This is a genomic window from Bacteroides celer (genome assembly GCF_002632415.2).
Lineage (GTDB): Bacteria > Bacteroidota > Bacteroidia > Bacteroidales > Bacteroidaceae > Bacteroides.
Genome location: NZ_CP178209.1, coordinates 860,874 through 879,958, shown reverse-complemented (window position 1 = coordinate 879,958; position 19,085 = coordinate 860,874). Strand labels below are relative to the sequence as shown.

Sequence of the window (19,085 nt, the reverse complement as noted above, 5' to 3'; positions counted from 1 at the left end):
TTTATACGGTTCCATTCTTCATCCGGTAATACACCTTGATGTATCCTGCTCGACGCAGTTGCGGAAAGAAGTGTTCTTCCAAATAACGATAGGGCACTCCTCTTTTCAAACGTTGCAACTGTCCCTCACGCCCTTTCATTATCGGAACAGAATCAATAATATTCAATACTTCCTTACGGTATTCCATACCAGAATGTTCCACTTTATAACGTAGTTCTTCCCAGCCCTCATCACCATTCACAAGCGCAAAGCAACTATCCGCCAAAGCAATCCGGTCGGCTATATATTGCTTCAGCGCTTCAGCTCGTTTTCCAGACAATCGTTTGTTGAATTCAAAAGCCCCCTCGGGTGAGGAAAGCCCCAATAGCACTACGCGAGCTATCTCTACTTCGGAATCTTCACTAATACGGCGAATTACATCAATAATATGTTCCAACACTCTCTCATTATCCAGATAATTGCTATCTATCTCTGCCTTTGCAAGCTTGAAATAAACAATCTGTGCTCCTTCCTGCTCGCCTGCCAGAATCCTTTTGCCCGCTGAATAGTTATCTATGGGTTCTACAAATTTCTCTGTTTCAGCCAGTACTTCCGTAACACATTTATGCGGTAACATTTCCGGTATTTCCACCTTATTCTTTATTTCCGGCTTAACAATAGAATATTCATCCGTCCGGTTCCACGTAAACAATTCCACCATATCCAACTCCTTTTTCATACAGCAATTTCTAAGTTGCCGCTGTAACACTAACTTTGCCTGCCATATCCAAAGTTGATTGGCTAACATCGGAGTTGAACATGTTATTGTATTCCATTGCCGATTGGATACTGTATATATTAAGTCTTTCTCTGCTTTTGATGAGTGAAGCACTTTTTGTCTTCGAACTATTTTCTCCCGTATTTTGCCATTTACGCGTATGACAGGGAAAGCAAAAGAGTGATTTCCCTTTATATCTATCAATATAGGTGTAAGCAACAACTCATCATTTGCTTTTGTAATGCCGGGAGCAATCATCAAATGAAATCTCAAACTCACAGAATCACCTTGAGCATTCTTCTCTATAGAAAAATTATTGATCTTGATCGAATCATTATTTTGAGCGGAAACTGACATGAACGTTATACTCATAAAAAAGGAAAGTATTATAATCTGAAAACTATTCATTTGGCACATTATTTAAGTAAGTATATGATAGATACAGCGGCACGTGTAGGCCCTAAATAATTACGGTTGTTTACACTTAAACGCTCACCGCATTCCTTACACGGGTATTTACTATAATGCAGGTGTGCATAGCCGACCCCTAATGTCCCTTCTATACTCCAATGTGGTGAAAGAATCCACTGATACCCATAACTGAATCCGAATCCGGCAAGATTTCCCTGTCTTCTAAAGTCACCTAGTCCCCAATATCGAATATTACTGACATTATATTGTCCATAAAACAAATGTCCGCCAAAGAAATGTCCATTGAACCGTTCACAAAGCCAATAGCGAAGCTCTGATTGTATCAACCAATGCTTCATTTTTCTATTGTTGGAACCATAACCATTCTTACCCAAAGGAAAAGGATTGTAGGCTCCCCACAAATCAACAGTCAGTTTGGGAGATATTCCCCATTCCACCCCTATGTTTGGTGTTTGTAACAACCCGCCATAAAGTAAATTCGTTTTTACTGCTATATCTTGTGCTCTAACCGCAAAACATCCTAGCAAAGTAAATAGACCAATAAGTATGCCGGCTTTATTTCTTATACAATCATTCATTATATACAGTTTTTTCAAACTATTTCTTATGCATCTCTATTCCGTAATAGAGATGCATAATTACACATAAACAGTAAACATCTAATTATCAAAGAATTATATTACAAAAACTAATAATAAAATGTTTCAACATCATAATACAATGAATCATAGCAAACAAAATAAATAATATCATTTTGATATATAATTCATTAAAAAAATAGATACTGAAACAATTGTGAAACAAACAGATAAGCAACAGACCAAACAATCAAAACAGTTATTGCCATGGAAACAAAACATATAAAAAGCGAACTTCTGTATATTGAAGAACATCGGTCATGTCAAAACTACATGACAACGATTGAAACTGGATTTAAATATCTTGAATTCGCTAAGAATGCAGCATTTGAAGAAGATAATACAACAAAAAATTATCTCCTGTTCTTCCTGAAAGGCGATTTCACCATAAGTTGCAACCAGTTTCATAACAAGTTGTTTCATGCTGGAGAAATGATACTCATCCCTCGTTCTTCCCGACTAAAAGGATTTGCGGGAACCGATTCAAGCCTGCTCTCCATGTTTTTCGATATACCTGCAGAGAACTGTGACAAGCTCATATTACAGTCTTTATCAAATGTATGCAACAACATTGAATATGACTTTTCACCAATTAAAATACGCTATCCATTAACACTATTTCTTGAAGTATTAACTCACTGCATCAAAAACGGAATGAGTTGCGCACACTTACACGGGCTGATGCAACGAGAGTTTTTCTTTCTTTTACGAGGGTTTTATGAAAAACAGGAGATTGCAGTATTATTCCACCCCATTATCGGAAAAGAAGTGGATTTTAAAGATTTTGTCATGCACAATCATACCAAAGTAGATAATATAGAGCAGCTTATCTCACTATCGAATATGGGAAGAAGCTGTTTTTTTACCAAATTCAATGAAGTGTTTGGTATGACAGCTAAACAGTGGATGCTGAAACAAAAGAACCAAAGAATATTGGAAAAAATGACGGAACCGGGAGTATGTATAAAAGATATCATTGAAGAATTGGGATTTGATTCGCAAGGTAACTTCAACCGTTACTGCAAACAACATTTCGGATGTACCCCCAAACAACTGATAGAGCAATGTCAGGCAACCAATCAAACGAGTTAGCCATTATTATCCCTATCTGTACAAAATGAATAAATTATTGGACTTTATGATAAATTCAATATTGAAAAATTTCATTTACTTTGCAGCGTGAAATATATTAAGAAACAAAGATATTTTAATATGATCTCTATTACGGAATAGATTACAATATTGCAAAGATAAATAAAAATATTATATCTTCTAATTCTCAACAGATTATATTACAAATAATTATTTCATTTGGATAAGTTTGTAACGATGCTATTCACCTGATTGAGCATGGATACATCAAAATCCTTTAAATAGACGCGTGTCATTCCTTCCGAAGTGTGTCCAAGTCCGGCACTAATCACAGAAATCGGAGCTCCATAGTCACGTGCGAGGGTAGCCCAAGTATGCCGAGCAGTATATGTCGTTAACGGTACTTTAATATCAGCTACAACAGCGATTTTCTTCAAATGGCGGTTGATACGCCCTAACGCCAGACGGTATTTTTGGTATCCCGAAGCATATTCACCGCTAATGATCGGAAAGAGATACTCATTCTCCGTGTTATATTTATCTATCACGCCCTGCATCTGCGGAGTCACCACTATACGAATCAGCTGTTTCGACTTATGGCGGGAATAAGTCAGCACACCATTACAAATATCGGTTTTCTTCAAAAGGACAATATCGACAAAAGCCATTCCCTGCGCATAAAAGCTGAACAGATACAGATCGCGGGTAAATTCCAGTTCTGGTTCATTCTCCAAATTCAAGTCCGCCAAATTCTGCATATCCGTCCGTGACAAAGCACGTTTTACAGTCTTCGCCGGGCGGGTCTGTGCCTTCGCAAACGGATATTCGCCACGAGGATGATAACCGTCCGTTACCGCTTGGTTATACAAAGAGCGCAAATTGCGCAGATAATAACTTACCGTATTGCCAGAAGCACCATTACTATACAGAAAATCCTCGTATCTCCTGACGAACGCCAAATCAACCTCTGACATCCGCACATCAGGGCGACCTATAAATTTTGCCAACGACGAACGGGTGCTCTTGTAGGCCGCAGCCATTCCTACTTTCTTCAGTTCCTGCTTACGCTCAATTTGCGCATTAATATATCGCAATAAATAAAACTGTGATTTTCCTGTACCAAAAGCATTTTGAGTCAGAATATCCTCCACTGTAAATTCTTCTCTTGTCCGCTCAAGCTGCCTGATCCGAATATCAATCTGATTCCGCATCTTCCGCAACTCGCGGTTCATTTTCACGACCTCCGTAGCCGTAAAAGTAGAACCTACGCCATTCATAATCTTCCCTTCCGACTCGTCAAACACCTCTTCTTTCATCCGGTAGCCTGTATACAGTAATTTTTTTCTCCGATTGTGGATCACCTGAAATACTAAAGGATAACTGCCATTATTCAATATCCTGCTCTTGTTCAGCATAAGTTTCACTGATGTTATCATATCTTGCTTTTTTTGTTTGAGACGTAAAAGTACGAAGTTCACCTTACTTATCTGAACTATTTTTCCGCCTGTTACGCAAGAAACAAGAAATGGAATAAAAAGTTTTTCCACTTTAAGAATAGTTATCTGATAAATATAGTTAAAATACGCGTTCTAGTAATCAGTATATTTTTATTACATATCTCCAATATGCATACGCATAAATTAGATATGTATATCATTTATAATATTTCTTTACATAACACAAAGAATACCGCTATTCTTTCTTTTGAAAAATTAGAATATTAGGCATAGCTTTGCACGATGGATTTTAGGGAGCCGTCCGTTGTACTAAATCCCGCATACGTAATAGCTAAAGTTTGCTATCTGTATGCGGGATTCCTTTTTTTTTGCTGATTTTAGTGGTGATATTTCCAATGTTCAACCAATAAACATTCTCCACTATGGCAAATTTTATTCAGCGTGCCAGTGACTCCATCTCGGGGTTTGGTCAAAGTTACGAAAAATTTTCCAAACAACTTCTTATTGAGCAGTATTCTCCTGGTAGTATAAAAAGTTATGGCCATAAGTTGGCTGCTATCAGCTTTCACTTCAAAAAACTTCCTGAACACTTAAGCGAAGATGATTGCCGCGATTATTTCAGCATGTTGCTCTCTCGCACTCCTTCACCGGGTTTGAGCTATTTCAAGCACACCGTTTACAGTCTTCGCTGTTATCGCAAGACAATGCATCTTAGTGAACTTAATTTTTCTCTTCCCCGTATCCGTAGTACGAAGAAGCTTCCGGTTGTTCTTTCACAGTCGGAAGTGAGCAGCCTTTTGCGTCACTGCGGGAGTATCCGCAGTCAAGCCCTGCTGGCTCTGATTTATTCCTGCGGCCTGCGTTTACGTGAGCTGGTCAATATGCGAATTTGTGATATTGACAGCAAGCGCATGCAGGTTTTCATCCGCCAGGGCAAAGGTAGAAAAGACAGGTACGTCCCCCTTTCCGGCAACCTGTTGCTTCTTCTCAGGGAGTATTTCATCCAGTACAGACCCGCGGTATATCTTTTCAACAATTGTTTCGGCGGACAAATCGAAGATTCCGAGATCCGCTATCTTTTTAAACAAGCGGTTCATTCGTCCTGCATCCTTAAACCCTGCACGCTTCATACCCTTCGTCACAGTTACGCCACGCACCTGCTGGAGATGGGCGAAAATATACTTCGCATCCGTGACCTTCTGGGACATGCCGATATAAAGACAACCCTGGTTTATCTTCACCTTGTCAATCTTCCTGCCGGAGGTTACGCCTTCAGTCCACTGGACCGTCTTGAGGGAGTGGGATATAACAATACGCAGCCATGAGGACGGAGTTTGAGGTCGGTCAGATTATTTCCCGCTTCAAATCATCCTTTATCAGCCAACATCATCCCTGCGGCAGGGTTCTCCAGGTCCTCTCACGCCTGGAACAGTGCCGTACCTCCGCTTTGGGAGGGCATGTGGATGCCTGTCCCCAGTGTGGAGTCGTACGTGTTAGTTACAACAGCTGCCGGGACCGGCATTGTCCCAAATGCCAGGGAGCCGAACGTGAGGTATGGATACAGGCACGCAAAGAGGATATGTTGCCCGTGAAATACTTCCATGTGGTATTTACCTTGCCGGCCGACTTGCATTCACTGGCACTGGGTAATATGAGACACACCTGTTCATGCCTGTTTGCCGCTGCCTGGAAGACACTCGCAGCCTTCGCTGCCAATAAAGGCGCCCAGGCGGGAATGGTAGCCATCCTGCATACATGGGGAAGTAACCTGCACTACCACCCCCACCTGCACTGTGTAGTGCCCGAAGGAGGGATAGATGACAAGGGGGAATGGAGGAAGATCTCAGGGGCAAATCAGGACAGTCCTTTTCTATTCCCGGTCAGGGCCATGGGCAGGGTGTTCAGAGCCAAGTTCATGCAAGAGTGGAGCAAACATGTGAAAGTACCCCAGGCAACAAGAAAGAAGCTGTTTGAAAAAGAATGGGTGGTATATAGCAAAGCACCGTTCAAAGGCGTGGAAAGGGTCATAGAATACTTAGGGCGTTACTCACACAGGGCAGCCATCAGTAATGCCAGGATTAAGGGAATTACAGATACAGCCGTCATGTTTGACTATAAGGATTACAGGGATGGGGGAAAACATAAGATGATGACACTCACGGGAGAAGAGTTCGTACACAGGTTCAGTAGGCATATATTGCCGGCAGGATTTGTACGTATCAGGCATTACGGATTCCTGGCAGCATGCAACAGAAGGAAGTTGACAAGCATACAGATAAGGATGAAAGTACCACCGGCACCACTTAAAAGGAAAAGAGCCAAGTGGAAAGAACTCTGCCAAGACAAATGGAGGGAGTATAACTTATGCAAGCATTGCGGAGGGGCGCAGATGATTACAATTGAAGTTTTCAGACCAGCCAGGTCGCCACCCGGAAGAGGAAGTTCCAAACCGCTGAACGGTACTTTTTGAAGAAGAAAATATATTCACAGGAAGAATGAAGTCCTGGGAGAGAGGCTCTGTGGATATACATAACGGAAAACACGGTAAAAACACCGGATAGAAAGAAAAAGGAGGAAAAAAGGGAGATTGGAATCAAGAAAGGCTGAAAAAACAAGTATAAAAGCAAGCACAGGACATTAGGAAACTGCTGAAAAAAAATACAGATACAGAAGTAACCCCCATAAAAAATAGAAAACGTACAACAAAGGCTCCATATGCCCTAAGGGGCACACGAAGCCCTATTTCGTTCCTTTTAAAGGAACGGCCCGTTGGTTTTAAAGAAAAAACCGGTATCTGTAACCATTTGAATTTCAACTTCTTACTGAATTAGAATTCCGTTCCCGTAACCCATGGGATTTTTTCCAACAAGCACGACGGAATCTGCCGCACGAAGCGGCAATCAGTATACAACAAATTTCAACAATTCAAAATTCAAATCCCATGGTTACAGTCACGTTTGCCATCAAGCCATATCTGGCGAGGTATATGTATGTCCGGTACGGACAAAGTTTAGAACTTCTATCGCACAACAATCCACCTTCAAGACTCCCCATTCCAATCCACCTCTCCCACCTCACTCCCATTTATCACTTCTTGCATCAATTATCCGTTCCTCATCCGCAAGGCATCTCTTGGAAAGAAACAGGAAATATCACTTTTGTTCTTCCTAGCCCAAGGCTGGGGAAGAATCCGGAAGTTTATAATTATTTCGGGCAGGACAGTATCTTTATTATTGAAAAGGAAATTGAGGTGGAAATGAAAGCGGAGCTTTATTCATTCCTGTTGGAAAATAAGTTCAAAAATGGAGTGATGTATATTAAATCGATGCATGAATTCGTGGTAAAGTATGATATGGTGGAGTCGGTGGAAGAGGAAAGTTTGATGAGAGGGTTTCAGAGGTGGAGAAAGAAAATGAAAAAATGACGCTACGAAGAAATCATACCTTATTTAATAGCGATATCATTTAACAACGACAGGTTATACAACGTTAAAAAAAAAAATATCAGAAACAACCGGCTCTTATTATCTAAGAATTTACTACTTTTATACCTGCATAAGAACAATGGTAGTATTATGGAAAAAGAACGATATTTCATTCATTTTAAAGGTGGACTGTATAAAATGCTGGGTATTGCCCAGCATAGTGAGACACTTGAGGAGATGGTTGTTTATCAGGCATTATATGGTAAGCATGAAATATGGGTCCGTCCTAAAACTATGTTTTTTGATAAGATAGTACGAAATGGTATTAAAATAGATCGTTTTAAAGAAATAACAGAAAAAGAAATATATGCCTATTACCCAGAAAGAAAAGAAATATCTGAAGAATAAACACAAAGGTGGGAAAAATAATAGCAAAGGAGCTATCTATGAAAGCTACTACGCAACTTACCAAATTGTTTCATTTATGAATCAATATATTACCCAATTAAGTAACGTCCACCTAACGACACAACTACATGACGCCTTTGTTGATGATCTTTTTATTGAAGAACCTAATGCTCATAAAACCTATCATCAACTAAAAGATGTGAAAGATTTAACATGGGAAACTAGTAAGTTAAAATATGATTTTAAAAGACAAACAGAGATTTCGTCAGAAAGAAACGAGAAGTTCAAACTGAAACTAATTTATTCAAATCCTAATAGTTCAGTATCTACTGTTCCTTCTGAAATTAGTTCGTATACAACATCAGAATATTTTCCTTCTTGTTCTAGTATCAACCAATTAATTCTATCACATCCTATATTTAAGGAAGCAATCCAGCAAATAACAGTATCACAACAAGCAGAAAATGATGAATTATTTGGAATTGCAGCTGCTATTTTAGGAGCATGGAATTCTGTTGAACAAGAAAGTGTATCTCTACAACAGATTTTGGATATTGTACATTCAATAGGTAAAGGGCATGTGAACATAAAAACATATCCAAACGTTGAAATATCAGAAAAATGCAAGATTCTCCTAAATCAGTTTGGAATCAGTTTTCTTGAAAAAGGGACTACTGTATACTGGAGCTATCACAACATGAATGGAGAGGTTGTCTGGACAAGCGAAATTGAACAAAACTTACAGAAAGCCAATCCTGCAAATATTTGGGATTTAATGGAATTATTAAGTTGAAATAGAATGAATATGAGAACTTATACCAATATAACATACGAAAAGAACAGAGATATTATTCAATTGATGCATATCTTATCCAATCCCAGTACCTCAATTGAAGTTTATCGTAATACCTTCTACAAACTAGGCAAAGCACTAGGAGCTTTGCTGGATGAAAAGAAACATAGCAGGTATGGAAATACCATGCTGGCATGTGCATCAGAAGATGCTGACTGGTTGGCACAAGGTGTTTTAAGCTCTATTTCACAGAAAAATGTTGCATTAGCCGTTTTTTGGAATCAGAGAATCACTTTGGATGAAACAACAAAATTGGAATATAGTCCAATTGTAAAATCTTATATAGAGCCGATTGAAGAGTGTCAAACTCTAATTGTCGTAAAATCAATTATAAGCAGTTCCTGTGTGGTAAAAACACAACTAACCAGATTGGTGGAAAAAATGAACCCGCTTAATATTTATATATTATCTCCAGTAATGTATAAGGATGCTCAAAAAAACTTGCAAAAAGAGTTTCCTGAATCTATAAGCAATAAATTCGAATTTCTGACATTTGCTATCGATACATCCAAAGATGCGCAAGGAAGTGTATTACCCGGAGTTGGTGGAATGATATACCCCAAACTCGGATTAGGTGATATACATGAAAAAAATAGATATATACCCAATCTTGTCAAAGAACGAATGACGCTATAACAAAACAGGAGCTACTTATAAGAATTATTTGCGTAGATCAAATGACAGCAGACTACATATCATCGTAAGCCCACCTTATCATGAATGACTTCATATAGTGAGTTCATGCTTCTATACTCGAAACCTATCATCAACTCTATAATAAAAAACACTCTCATTAAGGTAAACAATTCATCTATGCATTTTAGACGAATTTATTCGCATGTTTGAAGATTATCTTATAACTTTGCAATATTAAATGACTAATGCTATAAAATCACATTATCAACCTTATATATCATTACAAATATAATATGATACAGAAGATAATATAAATGCATATAGAATAATATACTTAGAAAAAATTAGATATGGCATATACTTTTAATTTTATAGATTTGTTTGCTGGCGCAGGTGGCTTGTCTGAAGGATTTATCCGGGCTGGGTTTACTCCTATTGCCCATATCGAAATGAATAAATATGCTTGTGATACTCTACGTTCAAGAATGGCTTACCATTACCTAAAACAGCATAACAGACTTGAAGAATATATTAAGTATCTAAAAGAAAAACAAGAAGGAGAAAGCGGACAAAAGCTCTGGGAAAAAGTTCCCGACGAGGTTATCGACTCGGTTATCAATAAAGAAATATCGGACGAAACATTAGCCGACATTTTCATAAAGGTTGATAAATTAAAAGGTAATAAGCAAGTAGATTTTATCATTGGTGGGCCTCCTTGTCAAGCCTATTCAATTGTTGGACGTGCCCGTGATCCCAAAAACATGAAAAAAGATCCACGAAACTTCTTATATAAATACTATTTACAATTTCTAAAACGATATGAACCTAAAATGTTTGTATTCGAAAATGTTCCAGGCATTTTATCTGCACAAAATGGAATTCATTTAGAAAACATCTTGAAAGGAATAGACAAAGCAGGATATAAAATAGAACTGAAAAAATTGAAGGCATCCGATTACGGAGTTCTCCAGAATCGTGAAAGAGTTATTATTGTAGGATGGAGAAAAGAATTAAATTTAAAATATCCAGAATTAGAAAAAGAAGAAAATCCATATAAGATTTTACCCGATTTATTTTCTGATTTACCCGAAAGACAGCAAGGAGAAGGTAGTTTAACAGATATCGTTCAATATGTAGCTCCGGCCACAGGATATTTACAACAATCTAAAGTCCGTAATAGTTTAGATTTCACTACGCAGCATATTGCCAGGCCCCATAATCTTATTGATCTGGAAATTTACAAACGAGCAATAAAATTATGGTTAGAAAAAAAAGCACGACTTAATTATGCTGATTTACCTCCTGAATTACAAAAGCATAATAATAAACAAGCCTTTCTTAATCGCTTTCAAGTAGTTAACCATGAGGGGTGTTGCCATACAGTTGTTGCACATATTGCAATGGACGGACATTATTACATTTATCCGTCACTAAAGCAAATACGTTCAATTACCGTTCGGGAAGCTGCACGAATACAATCGTTTCCTGATGATTATTATTTTGAGGGGAGTAGAACAGCTGCTTTCAAACAAATAGGCAATGCAGTCCCAGTAATTTTAGCAGAAAAAATTGCTAATAAAATTAAAGAGCAATTTATCTATGAACTATAATATTACAGATACTACAATAGCAGAGCCATGTGCCTCCTCAATGATACTTACCTTTCGGGCAATCGGCTACAATTTGGAAGCAGCAGTTGCTGATATTATAGACAATTCCATTTCAGCAAATGCCAAAAACATATGGTTTAATTCCGAATGGCAAGGTGGTAATTCTTTCATTACAATATTAGATGACGGTTGTGGAATGAATCATGAAGAACTTGTACAAGCAATGAAACCGGGTGCAAAAAATCCAATGGATGAACGTTCAGAAAAAGACTTAGGACGTTTCGGTCTGGGATTGAAAACAGCTTCATTTTCACAATGCAAAAAATTAATTGTTCTTAGCAAAAAAGCAGGTTTTGCTCCTATTTATTGGATTTGGGATTTGAATTATGTAAATCAAACGAATAAATGGGAACTTATTCGCTATCCAATTCCAGACATATTTTTACACGCACTTGATGAATTAAAATCCGGCACCCTTGTCATATGGACAGATTTAGACCGTATCATTCCTACAAACACATTAAATTCTAATGAAATTGTAAAAGGCAAGTTTTTAGAGCAAATGGAAAAAGTCAGACAGCACTTGTCTATGACTTTTCATAGATTCATAGAAGAAAAGAATATAAAACTCTTTTGTTGGGGGCATGAGATTAAGCCATGGAATCCTTTTCTATTAACAGAAAAAGCTACGCAAGCATTTCCCGAAGAGCATTTCAATGAAGCCAAAATGAAAGGATATGTTCTACCACATAAATGTCACCTTACAGAAGAAATATACAAAACAGCCGAAGGTATAAACGGATGGACTAACCAACAAGGATTTTATGTATATCGTGGCAAGCGACTCATATTAGCAGGGGATTGGTTAGGACTTTTCCGTAAGGAAGAACATTACAAATTAGTACGTATTCAAATTGACCTGCCCAACAAATTAGACACAGATTGGCAAATTGACATAAAAAAATCGACAGCGCGTCCACCATTTACATGCCGAGAACAAATAAAAAAATACACTCTTGAAGTCCGTAATCGTGGTGTAGAAGTTTTTCGGCATAGAGGTAAAATTCTTACAATAAGGAAACAGCAAGAATTTCAACCACTTTGGCTCGAAAAAAAGCAAGGAAAGAAATACTCATTCATTATCAATCGAGATCATCTAATGATTGCCGAATTCAAACAATTAGCAAAAATAGAACCAGATAAAGCTATAGAATATCTTTTACGCTTTGTGGAAGAAACCATACCGACCAAATCTGTCTTCATTCGTGAATCGGAACAAGGCGTAAATACAGAGCCATTTGAGGAAACAAATTTAGAAGTCGTAAAACTCATGATTAAACAAATTTATAAAACTCAAATAGCCACAGGCAAGAATGTTGAGCAAGTTAAACTTATACTTGCCAGCATGGAACCATTTAATAATTTTCCTGAACTCATAGAAATTGTAGACTCATATGAATGAAAGTGCAAAAAAATATTGTGAAAATTGTTTAAGCAAACAGATTATTATCCATGCAGAAACAATAAACAAAATTATCGAACAGTGCTTAATTGAATTCCCTTCAACAAATACACAACAATTAAAAGAGTATTTGCATCAATATTGCCAAGAAAAAGCATTTAGAAACTCCCGTGCTAACATTGGCGAAAAGTCAAGTGCAACTGATGAAGAAATTAACATTGCCATAGAAAGAAGTGCTATGTGTTATCCGACAATAGATAAAAAGCAACTGCATATTGAATTATTGAAGTTGTATAATGTCAGACAAGAAGAATACAAAATGCTTTTTGACAATGAGCGAAATACCCCATGGCTACTAGATTTTAAAGCAAATCATCAAAATAGTGATTGGAAATTTTGGAACAGATATATTACCTATCTACAAAATAGTAAAAATTTTGCTCCTAAAGTTATTAATGAAATAGATCGTCTTACCGATGACATTTTGGACAAACTTTACGATCCAACGATTCATAATGTAAAAGGTATAGATAAAAAAGGACTTGTAGTCGGACAAGTACAATCTGGCAAAACTGCTAATTATACAGGACTGATATGCAAAGCAGCTGATGCAGGTTTTAATCTTATCATCGTTTTAGCAGGTATGCACAACAATCTACGCAGCCAAACACAACACCGATTAGATGAAGACTTTTTAGGATTTGATACGGCACACGAAAGGGCATGGCAAACAAACGGTACAAACAGAATTGGCGTTGGTGTATTAGACAATAATAATACGGCCATTTCCATAACCACAATAAAATCTGATTTTAAAAAATCATTGGCTGACAGCTTGGGAATTAGTTTTGATATTCAGACTCCATTATTACTTGTTGTAAAGAAAAACACAACTGTACTAAAACGTCTTAATACTTGGTTGCTTTCACAAACGCAAGAAATTAACGGTGAAAAAAGAATCACAAATAAATCTTTACTCATAATCGATGACGAGGCTGATAACGCCTCAATCAACACAAAAAAAGCCGATGAAGCACCAACAGCAATCAATGGATGGATACGAAAAATCGCCGGACATTTCTATCGCTTCGGTTATGTTGGTTACACAGCCACCCCATTTGCCAACATCTTTATTCCACTTGACAAAGATGATCTATTCCCGCGAGATTTTATTATAAATCTACCTGCACCAAGTAATTATATAGGTGCTGAAAAGATTTTTGGAACCTCATTAGAAGTAAATGATACAAACGATGATTTATTACCTATTGTTCGTAGAATAAATGATTATCAAAGCTTTTTTCCTGATAGTCATAAGAAAGATGATGAACCACCAACATCACTACCTATATCATTACAAACAGCTATAAAGTGTTTTATTGTAACTTGTGCCATTCGCATTGCACGAGGACAAACAGACAAACACAATTCAATGCTCATTCATGTTTCCCGTTATTTAAACTGGCAAAATTCACTTAAAGAAATTATTAATAATTTATTTCTATACTACAAACGAGGTATTGAACAAGAAGACAAAGGCGTCCTAAAACAATTTCGAGATATTTTTGAAGTTGATACGGAAAACTATATTTCATATTGTACTACAACACAGAATATACTAAACTCTTCATTTAAAGACATTGACAGCAAAATAAAAATACATAGTTGGGAAGATATAAAACCTAACTTGTATAAAGCTGTACAGAAAATCAAAATAATGTCAATCAACGGTCAATCTACTGACACCTTGGAGTACTACGAAAATGAAAAAACAGGAATTTCAGTAATAGCCATTGGTGGTGACAAACTTTCTCGAGGATTAACTTTGGAAGGACTATCAGTAAGCTACTTTTTACGTGCCTCAAAAATGTACGACACTCTCATGCAAATGGGACGTTGGTTTGGCTATCGTCCCGGATATGTTGATTTATGCCGTTTATTCACAAGCAGTGAACTCAACGAATGGTTCAGACACATTACAATGGCAAGTGAAGATTTACGAGAGGAATTTGACGCAATGTGGAACGCAAAAGCTACACCAGAAAAATATGCTTTGAAAGTACGTACTCATCCAGGCCAATTACAAATTACAGCCATCACAAAAATGCGCAACGTAGATAGAATACAAGTATCATGGTCTGGCCGTTTAGTTGAAACTTATCAACTTCCAACCGACAAAGGGGTAATCAACAAGAACCTAGTCGCAACACAAGATTTCCTTTCAAAGTTGGGAATTCCTCTTATAAAAGACAGCAATAACTATCTCTGGTTAAAAGTCTCTCCCATAGATGTTCTAAAATTCTTTTCAGAGTTTACAGTCCCCCCACAACTTACTAAAGTAGATTTAACATTAATCAGCAATTTTATTCGCAAACTCAATCAAGATGGGGAACTCGGAGCATGGAGTGTTGCTTTAATGAACAAGGCCAACGCATCAAAACATTTTACAGTATCAAATAAAGTCAGTGCAGGTTGTTTTATTCGAAACACAGCAGGAGACACCGAGACTTATATAATTAAGAAGAATCATATTGTCGGAAAGCAAACAGATGAATTCATTGATTTGGATAATGCCGATTTATCTGATGCCTGGCTCGCATCAAAACAAGACAAAGACTGGAAAAAGAACTATCCAAAACCTAAACTTGTTCGAGAATTATCCCGTGATGTAAATAATCCATTATTGATTATCTATCCGCTTGATCCTTTAGGTGCAAATCCAAAAGATGAAAATAGTATAACTATTTTTCAGGAAAACGATGATGTAATAATTGGTTTTGCTATTGTTTTTCCAAAAAGTAATACACAGCATACTGTAGAATTTGCGATAAATACCTCTTTAGCAAATGAATATTATCAATCTGAAATTGATTTTGATGATAACAATGATAACTTAGAAGACAATGAATAATATATTGGAAATATGGGAGAATATTGAACAATCCAACGAAATCGGATTGTTAAAGCGATTATATACAAATGGTTCTGAATTATTTATTTATGCTATTTTTCAAATTCCAGAAAGACATTGTGGAATTGCTTTATCATTCAATGAACATACACATATTGATATTTCCTCTTTCTCTAATTTGCGTGATCTACAAATTGTCTTAATGCATGATAAATCATTCCCATGCAACAAGCTACTTATCATAAAGTTATTACATTACCAAAGCCGTGAAATTTTCGCAGTCATGTGTGAAAATATGATACAATCTGTTTTATCATTACATTCTGAAAAACAAATTGCAAAAACAATCATTAATCAATTAGAAAAATGGCAAGCACTTTTCGAAAAGTTGAAAGGTGAAGGTTTAACATCATCAGAGCAGCAAGGGCTTTATGGAGAATTACATTTTTTACAAAAGATTATCATCAGGCAAAATGCTATTGCAGCTCTCAACGCTTGGGTAGGAACAGATAAGGAAATACGCGACTTTCAGTACAATGACTGGGCGATTGAAGTAAAAACTACATCTGGCAACAATCATCAGAAAGTTACTATTAGCAATGAAAGACAATTAGACGAGACATTATTAAGAAATTTATTTCTATTTCACTTATCAGTTGAAGTAGCCAAAAAGAACGGTGAAAGTCTAAATAGTAAAATCGATGCTATTAGAAAGATGTTACAAGACAATATTTCTGCCCAAAACTTATTTAACAATAAACTTCTAGAAGCAGGATACTTTGATAGACATAAGTACCTATATGAAGAAAAATGTTATCAAATCCGCAATGAAAACTACTACAAAATAGACGGAGATTTTCCACGTATCAAAGAACAAGAGATCCGTAATGGCATAGGTGATATCAAGTATTCAATTATACTTTCACAATGCATGGATTATTTAATTTCTGAAAATACTGTATTTGACAAAATAAGTATCTTATGAGCGAAATAAATAAATACTACTTATCCTTATTACAAGAGATTCGAACAATGCAAGACACTGCTGAAAATGGTGCAAGCCAAGAGCAGTTATTTACACAGATCGCATTAGAAATGCTTGCAGAAGCTGGGGAAACCGAAAATGCCACATTTGCATATGATGAGAAAGAACTAGGAACTAAAGGGCAACACAAAATTAATGGTTATGCAATGTCTGACAATTATGAAACGATAGATTTATTTATTTCTATTTTTCAGAATACAGAAGTACCACAAAAAATTACAAAAGAAGAAATAGATAGAGCGGCCAAACGCATTACAAACTTTTTCCGAAAAGCATTTTATAATGAATATGCTAAAGATATTGATGAGTCATCACCTATTTTTCAATTTGCATATGATTTAGCTAAACTTCCTGAAATAAGAGAAACACTTGTACGGGTCAATGCAATAATTCTCACCAACGGCACCTACAACGGCGATATCCCTAAACAAGAAAAGGTTGCCGGACAAGACATTTATTACAATATCTTTGATATTAACCGCTTATACGCGATATCTGAAAAATCTCATATATCTATTGAACTGGATTTTGATGAACAGCAAATCAAAATTCCTTGTTTGAAAGCTCCTATTGATAATAGTGATTATGAATCATACATTGCTATAATGCCAGGACAAGGATTAGCAATGCTATACAAACAATTTGGTGCTCGATTATTAGAACAAAATGTACGTTCCTTTCTACAATTCACTGGAAAAATAAACAGAGGAATACGAAAAACCATTAACGAAGAATCACATATGTTCTTAGCTTATAATAATGGAATCTCTGCAACAGCTGACAACATAGAACTTGACGAGACTGGGCATTATGTAAAAAGAATCAGCAACTTACAAATTGTAAATGGTGGGCAAACAACCGCCTCAATTTATCATACTTGGGATAAAGACAAAGCTGACATTTCAAATATTTTCGTACAAATGAAAATATCTGTCATCAAAAAAGCTGATTCTTACAGTGAGATAGTATCGCGTATTTCCCAATATGCCAATACTCAAAACAAAGTTAATAATGCAGATTTTTCGGCCAATAATCCAATACTTATTGAATTGGAAAAAATATCACGCCGTTCATTCTCGCCCATTACTCCACAACGTAATATTCCAACAATCTGGTTTTTTGAACGAGCTAATGGACAATATAAAAACATGCGCTTACGTGATGGATTTACCCCTTCCCGAGCTAAACAATTTGATTTAAAATATCCCAAGAAGCAGATGTTCAAAAAGACAGATTTAGCAAAATTCGTCAATTCTTATGGGGAAATTCAAGAAGGCAAAAAACTAACTATCGGTCCACATATTGTTGTTCGCGGAAATGAAAAGAATTATGCCCAATTCATAAACTACAACTTGCCTAAAAAAGTTACAGGAATATATTTTGAAGATGTCATTGCCAAATTTATATTGTTTCGGGAAGCAGAAAAACTGTATGGCATCAAACCCAATAACATTGGTGAAATGCGTAATGCAGTTGTACCATATGCTATTTCACTGTTTGGTTACCTCACTGATTATAAGCTTAATTTAGAAAAAATATGGAAAAATCAAAAGATCTCTGATGAGTTGTCAGCAGCACTCTATTCATTAATGAAACAACTTAATGAATTCATTTTGCATAACTCACCAAGTTCCCATTATATTGAATGGGCAAAAAAAGAAGATTGTTGGGAAACTATAAAACAACAACAATGGAATATTGATATTAATAGTATTAAAGCTGATTTTGCAACAGATGAACAACTAAAAAAACGTAAGTCAGCCGCTGACAATTTAGATATTGATTCAATTCAAAAAGAATATGAAATTGCATTATTGCGTTCAATTCCATACGCCCTCTGGAAAAAAATTGAAGAATGGGGAAAAGATACAGGCTATCTAACCACGAGTCAACAATCTTTCGCGGGTTTTGATATGGCAAATACTATAAAATTCAATAGAAAAATTACAGATAATAATCGTAAGAAAGCTATGACTATTTACGAAATTGTTTGTAAGAATAATATTGAGCTGCTTGCAGAAGCTGATGAACTCACAGAGGAGCAAAAAACAGCCCTGTCAACAACTGTAAAAGACAGTACAAGTGCAGACCACGGAATAACCATTGAGTTAATACAAAAAATGGTTGCTTGGGATAAACATCGTCGTATTCTTAAAGATTGGCAATGGAATGTTATGAATGAAATTATTTCAGGAAAAAAAACTTTAAATGATCGTCTAGCATGGGGATGTAAACAAAATCTCAAAACATTAAAACAACACGGTTTCACAGAAGAATAATTTTTCAGACACTGTCCACAATCTTGTGTAAATAGAAAACTATGAGAAGAATCTGCAATGAAGAGTTTATATTCGCGCAGA

15 protein-coding genes are annotated in these 19,085 nt (G+C 36.4%); 12 read left to right on the top strand and 3 right to left on the bottom strand.

The window, feature by feature from the left end; translation table 11 throughout:
* Window position 1 precedes the first annotated feature (1 nt).
* Entirely contained in the window at window positions 2–1,165 is a 1,164-nt protein-coding gene (locus tag CJF29_RS03135; RefSeq protein ID WP_099147599.1) for a DUF3868 domain-containing protein, read from the bottom strand.
* Between the two features lie 8 nt (window positions 1,166–1,173).
* On the bottom strand, window positions 1,174–1,767 hold the full coding sequence (locus CJF29_RS03130; RefSeq protein ID WP_099147595.1) for a DUF3575 domain-containing protein: 594 nt from the start codon (window positions 1,765–1,767) through the stop codon (window positions 1,174–1,176).
* 267 nt (window positions 1,768–2,034) lie between these two features.
* Between CJF29_RS03130 and CJF29_RS03125 the strand changes: the two genes are divergently transcribed.
* Window positions 2,035–2,919, top strand: a complete 885-nt coding sequence (locus CJF29_RS03125; protein ID WP_099147594.1) for a helix-turn-helix transcriptional regulator — start codon at window positions 2,035–2,037, stop codon at window positions 2,917–2,919.
* A gap of 215 nt (window positions 2,920–3,134) precedes the next feature.
* Here the strand turns inward: CJF29_RS03125 and CJF29_RS03120 are convergent, their stop codons facing one another.
* Window positions 3,135–4,355: a site-specific integrase gene (locus tag CJF29_RS03120; protein ID WP_099147598.1), complete on the bottom strand. Its 1,221-nt coding sequence runs from the start codon at window positions 4,353–4,355 to the stop codon at window positions 3,135–3,137.
* Window positions 4,356–4,798: 443 nt separating this feature from the next.
* Between CJF29_RS03120 and CJF29_RS03115 the strand changes: the two genes are divergently transcribed.
* From CJF29_RS03115 to CJF29_RS03065, 11 genes are all read left to right on the top strand, one after another.
* Window positions 4,799–5,701 (top strand): tyrosine-type recombinase/integrase, encoded by a 903-nt coding sequence (locus CJF29_RS03115; RefSeq protein WP_413544496.1) that lies wholly within the window; start codon window positions 4,799–4,801, stop codon window positions 5,699–5,701.
* On the top strand, window positions 5,698–6,846 hold the full coding sequence (locus CJF29_RS03110; RefSeq protein WP_413544511.1) for an IS91 family transposase: 1,149 nt from the start codon (window positions 5,698–5,700) through the stop codon (window positions 6,844–6,846). The genes CJF29_RS03115 and CJF29_RS03110 overlap by 4 nt, the downstream gene beginning before the upstream one ends.
* 471 nt (window positions 6,847–7,317) lie before the next feature.
* Window positions 7,318–7,800 (top strand): hypothetical protein, encoded by a 483-nt coding sequence (locus CJF29_RS03105; protein WP_099147133.1) that lies wholly within the window; start codon window positions 7,318–7,320, stop codon window positions 7,798–7,800.
* Between the two features lie 150 nt (window positions 7,801–7,950).
* Entirely contained in the window at window positions 7,951–8,208 is a 258-nt protein-coding gene (locus tag CJF29_RS03100) for a DUF1653 domain-containing protein (RefSeq protein WP_009000142.1), read from the top strand.
* Window positions 8,168–9,001 carry a hypothetical protein gene (locus CJF29_RS03095; protein WP_099147132.1) on the top strand — a complete coding sequence of 278 codons (834 nt, stop codon included), beginning with the start codon at window positions 8,168–8,170 and terminating at the stop codon, window positions 8,999–9,001. The genes CJF29_RS03100 and CJF29_RS03095 overlap by 41 nt, the downstream gene beginning before the upstream one ends.
* A gap of 6 nt (window positions 9,002–9,007) precedes the next feature.
* Complete coding sequence (locus tag CJF29_RS03090) at window positions 9,008–9,697, top strand: hypothetical protein (protein WP_008645018.1); 690 nt, start codon at window positions 9,008–9,010, stop codon at window positions 9,695–9,697.
* A 350-nt stretch (window positions 9,698–10,047) separates the two neighbouring features.
* Window positions 10,048–11,307 carry a DNA cytosine methyltransferase gene (locus CJF29_RS03085; RefSeq protein ID WP_099147131.1) on the top strand — a complete coding sequence of 420 codons (1,260 nt, stop codon included), beginning with the start codon at window positions 10,048–10,050 and terminating at the stop codon, window positions 11,305–11,307.
* A complete protein-coding gene (locus CJF29_RS03080; RefSeq protein WP_008645013.1) occupies window positions 11,297–12,769 on the top strand; it encodes an ATP-binding protein in 1,473 nt (490 codons plus the stop codon). Before CJF29_RS03085 ends, CJF29_RS03080 begins: the two co-directional genes overlap by 11 nt.
* Window positions 12,762–15,680 carry a Z1 domain-containing protein gene (locus tag CJF29_RS03075; RefSeq protein ID WP_234152965.1) on the top strand — a complete coding sequence of 973 codons (2,919 nt, stop codon included), beginning with the start codon at window positions 12,762–12,764 and terminating at the stop codon, window positions 15,678–15,680. The genes CJF29_RS03080 and CJF29_RS03075 overlap by 8 nt, the downstream gene beginning before the upstream one ends.
* On the top strand, window positions 15,673–16,665 hold the full coding sequence (locus CJF29_RS03070) for a PD-(D/E)XK motif protein (protein ID WP_008645011.1): 993 nt from the start codon (window positions 15,673–15,675) through the stop codon (window positions 16,663–16,665). The genes CJF29_RS03075 and CJF29_RS03070 overlap by 8 nt, the downstream gene beginning before the upstream one ends.
* Window positions 16,662–19,004, top strand: a complete 2,343-nt coding sequence (locus CJF29_RS03065) for an AIPR family protein (RefSeq protein ID WP_008645009.1) — start codon at window positions 16,662–16,664, stop codon at window positions 19,002–19,004. Before CJF29_RS03070 ends, CJF29_RS03065 begins: the two co-directional genes overlap by 4 nt.
* The last annotated feature ends 81 nt before the right edge of the window (window positions 19,005–19,085 follow it).

What these genes read in the sequence shown, in the direction of transcription:
- CJF29_RS03105 (WP_099147133.1), top strand. Translation starts at nt 7,318, where the DNA reads ATGGTTACAGTCACGTTTGCCATCAAGCCATATCTGGCGAGGTATATG.
- CJF29_RS03080 (WP_008645013.1), top strand. Translation starts at nt 11,297, where the DNA reads ATGAACTATAATATTACAGATACTACAATAGCAGAGCCATGTGCCTCC.
- CJF29_RS03120 (WP_099147598.1), bottom strand. Translation starts at nt 4,355, where the DNA reads ATGATAACATCAGTGAAACTTATGCTGAACAAGAGCAGGATATTGAAT.
- CJF29_RS03085 (WP_099147131.1), top strand. Translation starts at nt 10,048, where the DNA reads ATGGCATATACTTTTAATTTTATAGATTTGTTTGCTGGCGCAGGTGGC.
- CJF29_RS03090 (WP_008645018.1), top strand. Translation starts at nt 9,008, where the DNA reads ATGAATATGAGAACTTATACCAATATAACATACGAAAAGAACAGAGAT.
- CJF29_RS03115 (WP_413544496.1), top strand. Translation starts at nt 4,799, where the DNA reads ATGGCAAATTTTATTCAGCGTGCCAGTGACTCCATCTCGGGGTTTGGT.
- CJF29_RS03125 (WP_099147594.1), top strand. Translation starts at nt 2,035, where the DNA reads ATGGAAACAAAACATATAAAAAGCGAACTTCTGTATATTGAAGAACAT.
- CJF29_RS03095 (WP_099147132.1), top strand. Translation starts at nt 8,168, where the DNA reads ATGCCTATTACCCAGAAAGAAAAGAAATATCTGAAGAATAAACACAAA.
- CJF29_RS03075 (WP_234152965.1), top strand. Translation starts at nt 12,762, where the DNA reads ATGAATGAAAGTGCAAAAAAATATTGTGAAAATTGTTTAAGCAAACAG.
- CJF29_RS03110 (WP_413544511.1), top strand. Translation starts at nt 5,698, where the DNA reads ATGAGGACGGAGTTTGAGGTCGGTCAGATTATTTCCCGCTTCAAATCA.
- CJF29_RS03130 (WP_099147595.1), bottom strand. Translation starts at nt 1,767, where the DNA reads ATGAATGATTGTATAAGAAATAAAGCCGGCATACTTATTGGTCTATTT.
- CJF29_RS03065 (WP_008645009.1), top strand. Translation starts at nt 16,662, where the DNA reads ATGAGCGAAATAAATAAATACTACTTATCCTTATTACAAGAGATTCGA.
- CJF29_RS03135 (WP_099147599.1), bottom strand. Translation starts at nt 1,165, where the DNA reads ATGAATAGTTTTCAGATTATAATACTTTCCTTTTTTATGAGTATAACG.
- CJF29_RS03100 (WP_009000142.1), top strand. Translation starts at nt 7,951, where the DNA reads ATGGAAAAAGAACGATATTTCATTCATTTTAAAGGTGGACTGTATAAA.
- CJF29_RS03070 (WP_008645011.1), top strand. Translation starts at nt 15,673, where the DNA reads ATGAATAATATATTGGAAATATGGGAGAATATTGAACAATCCAACGAA.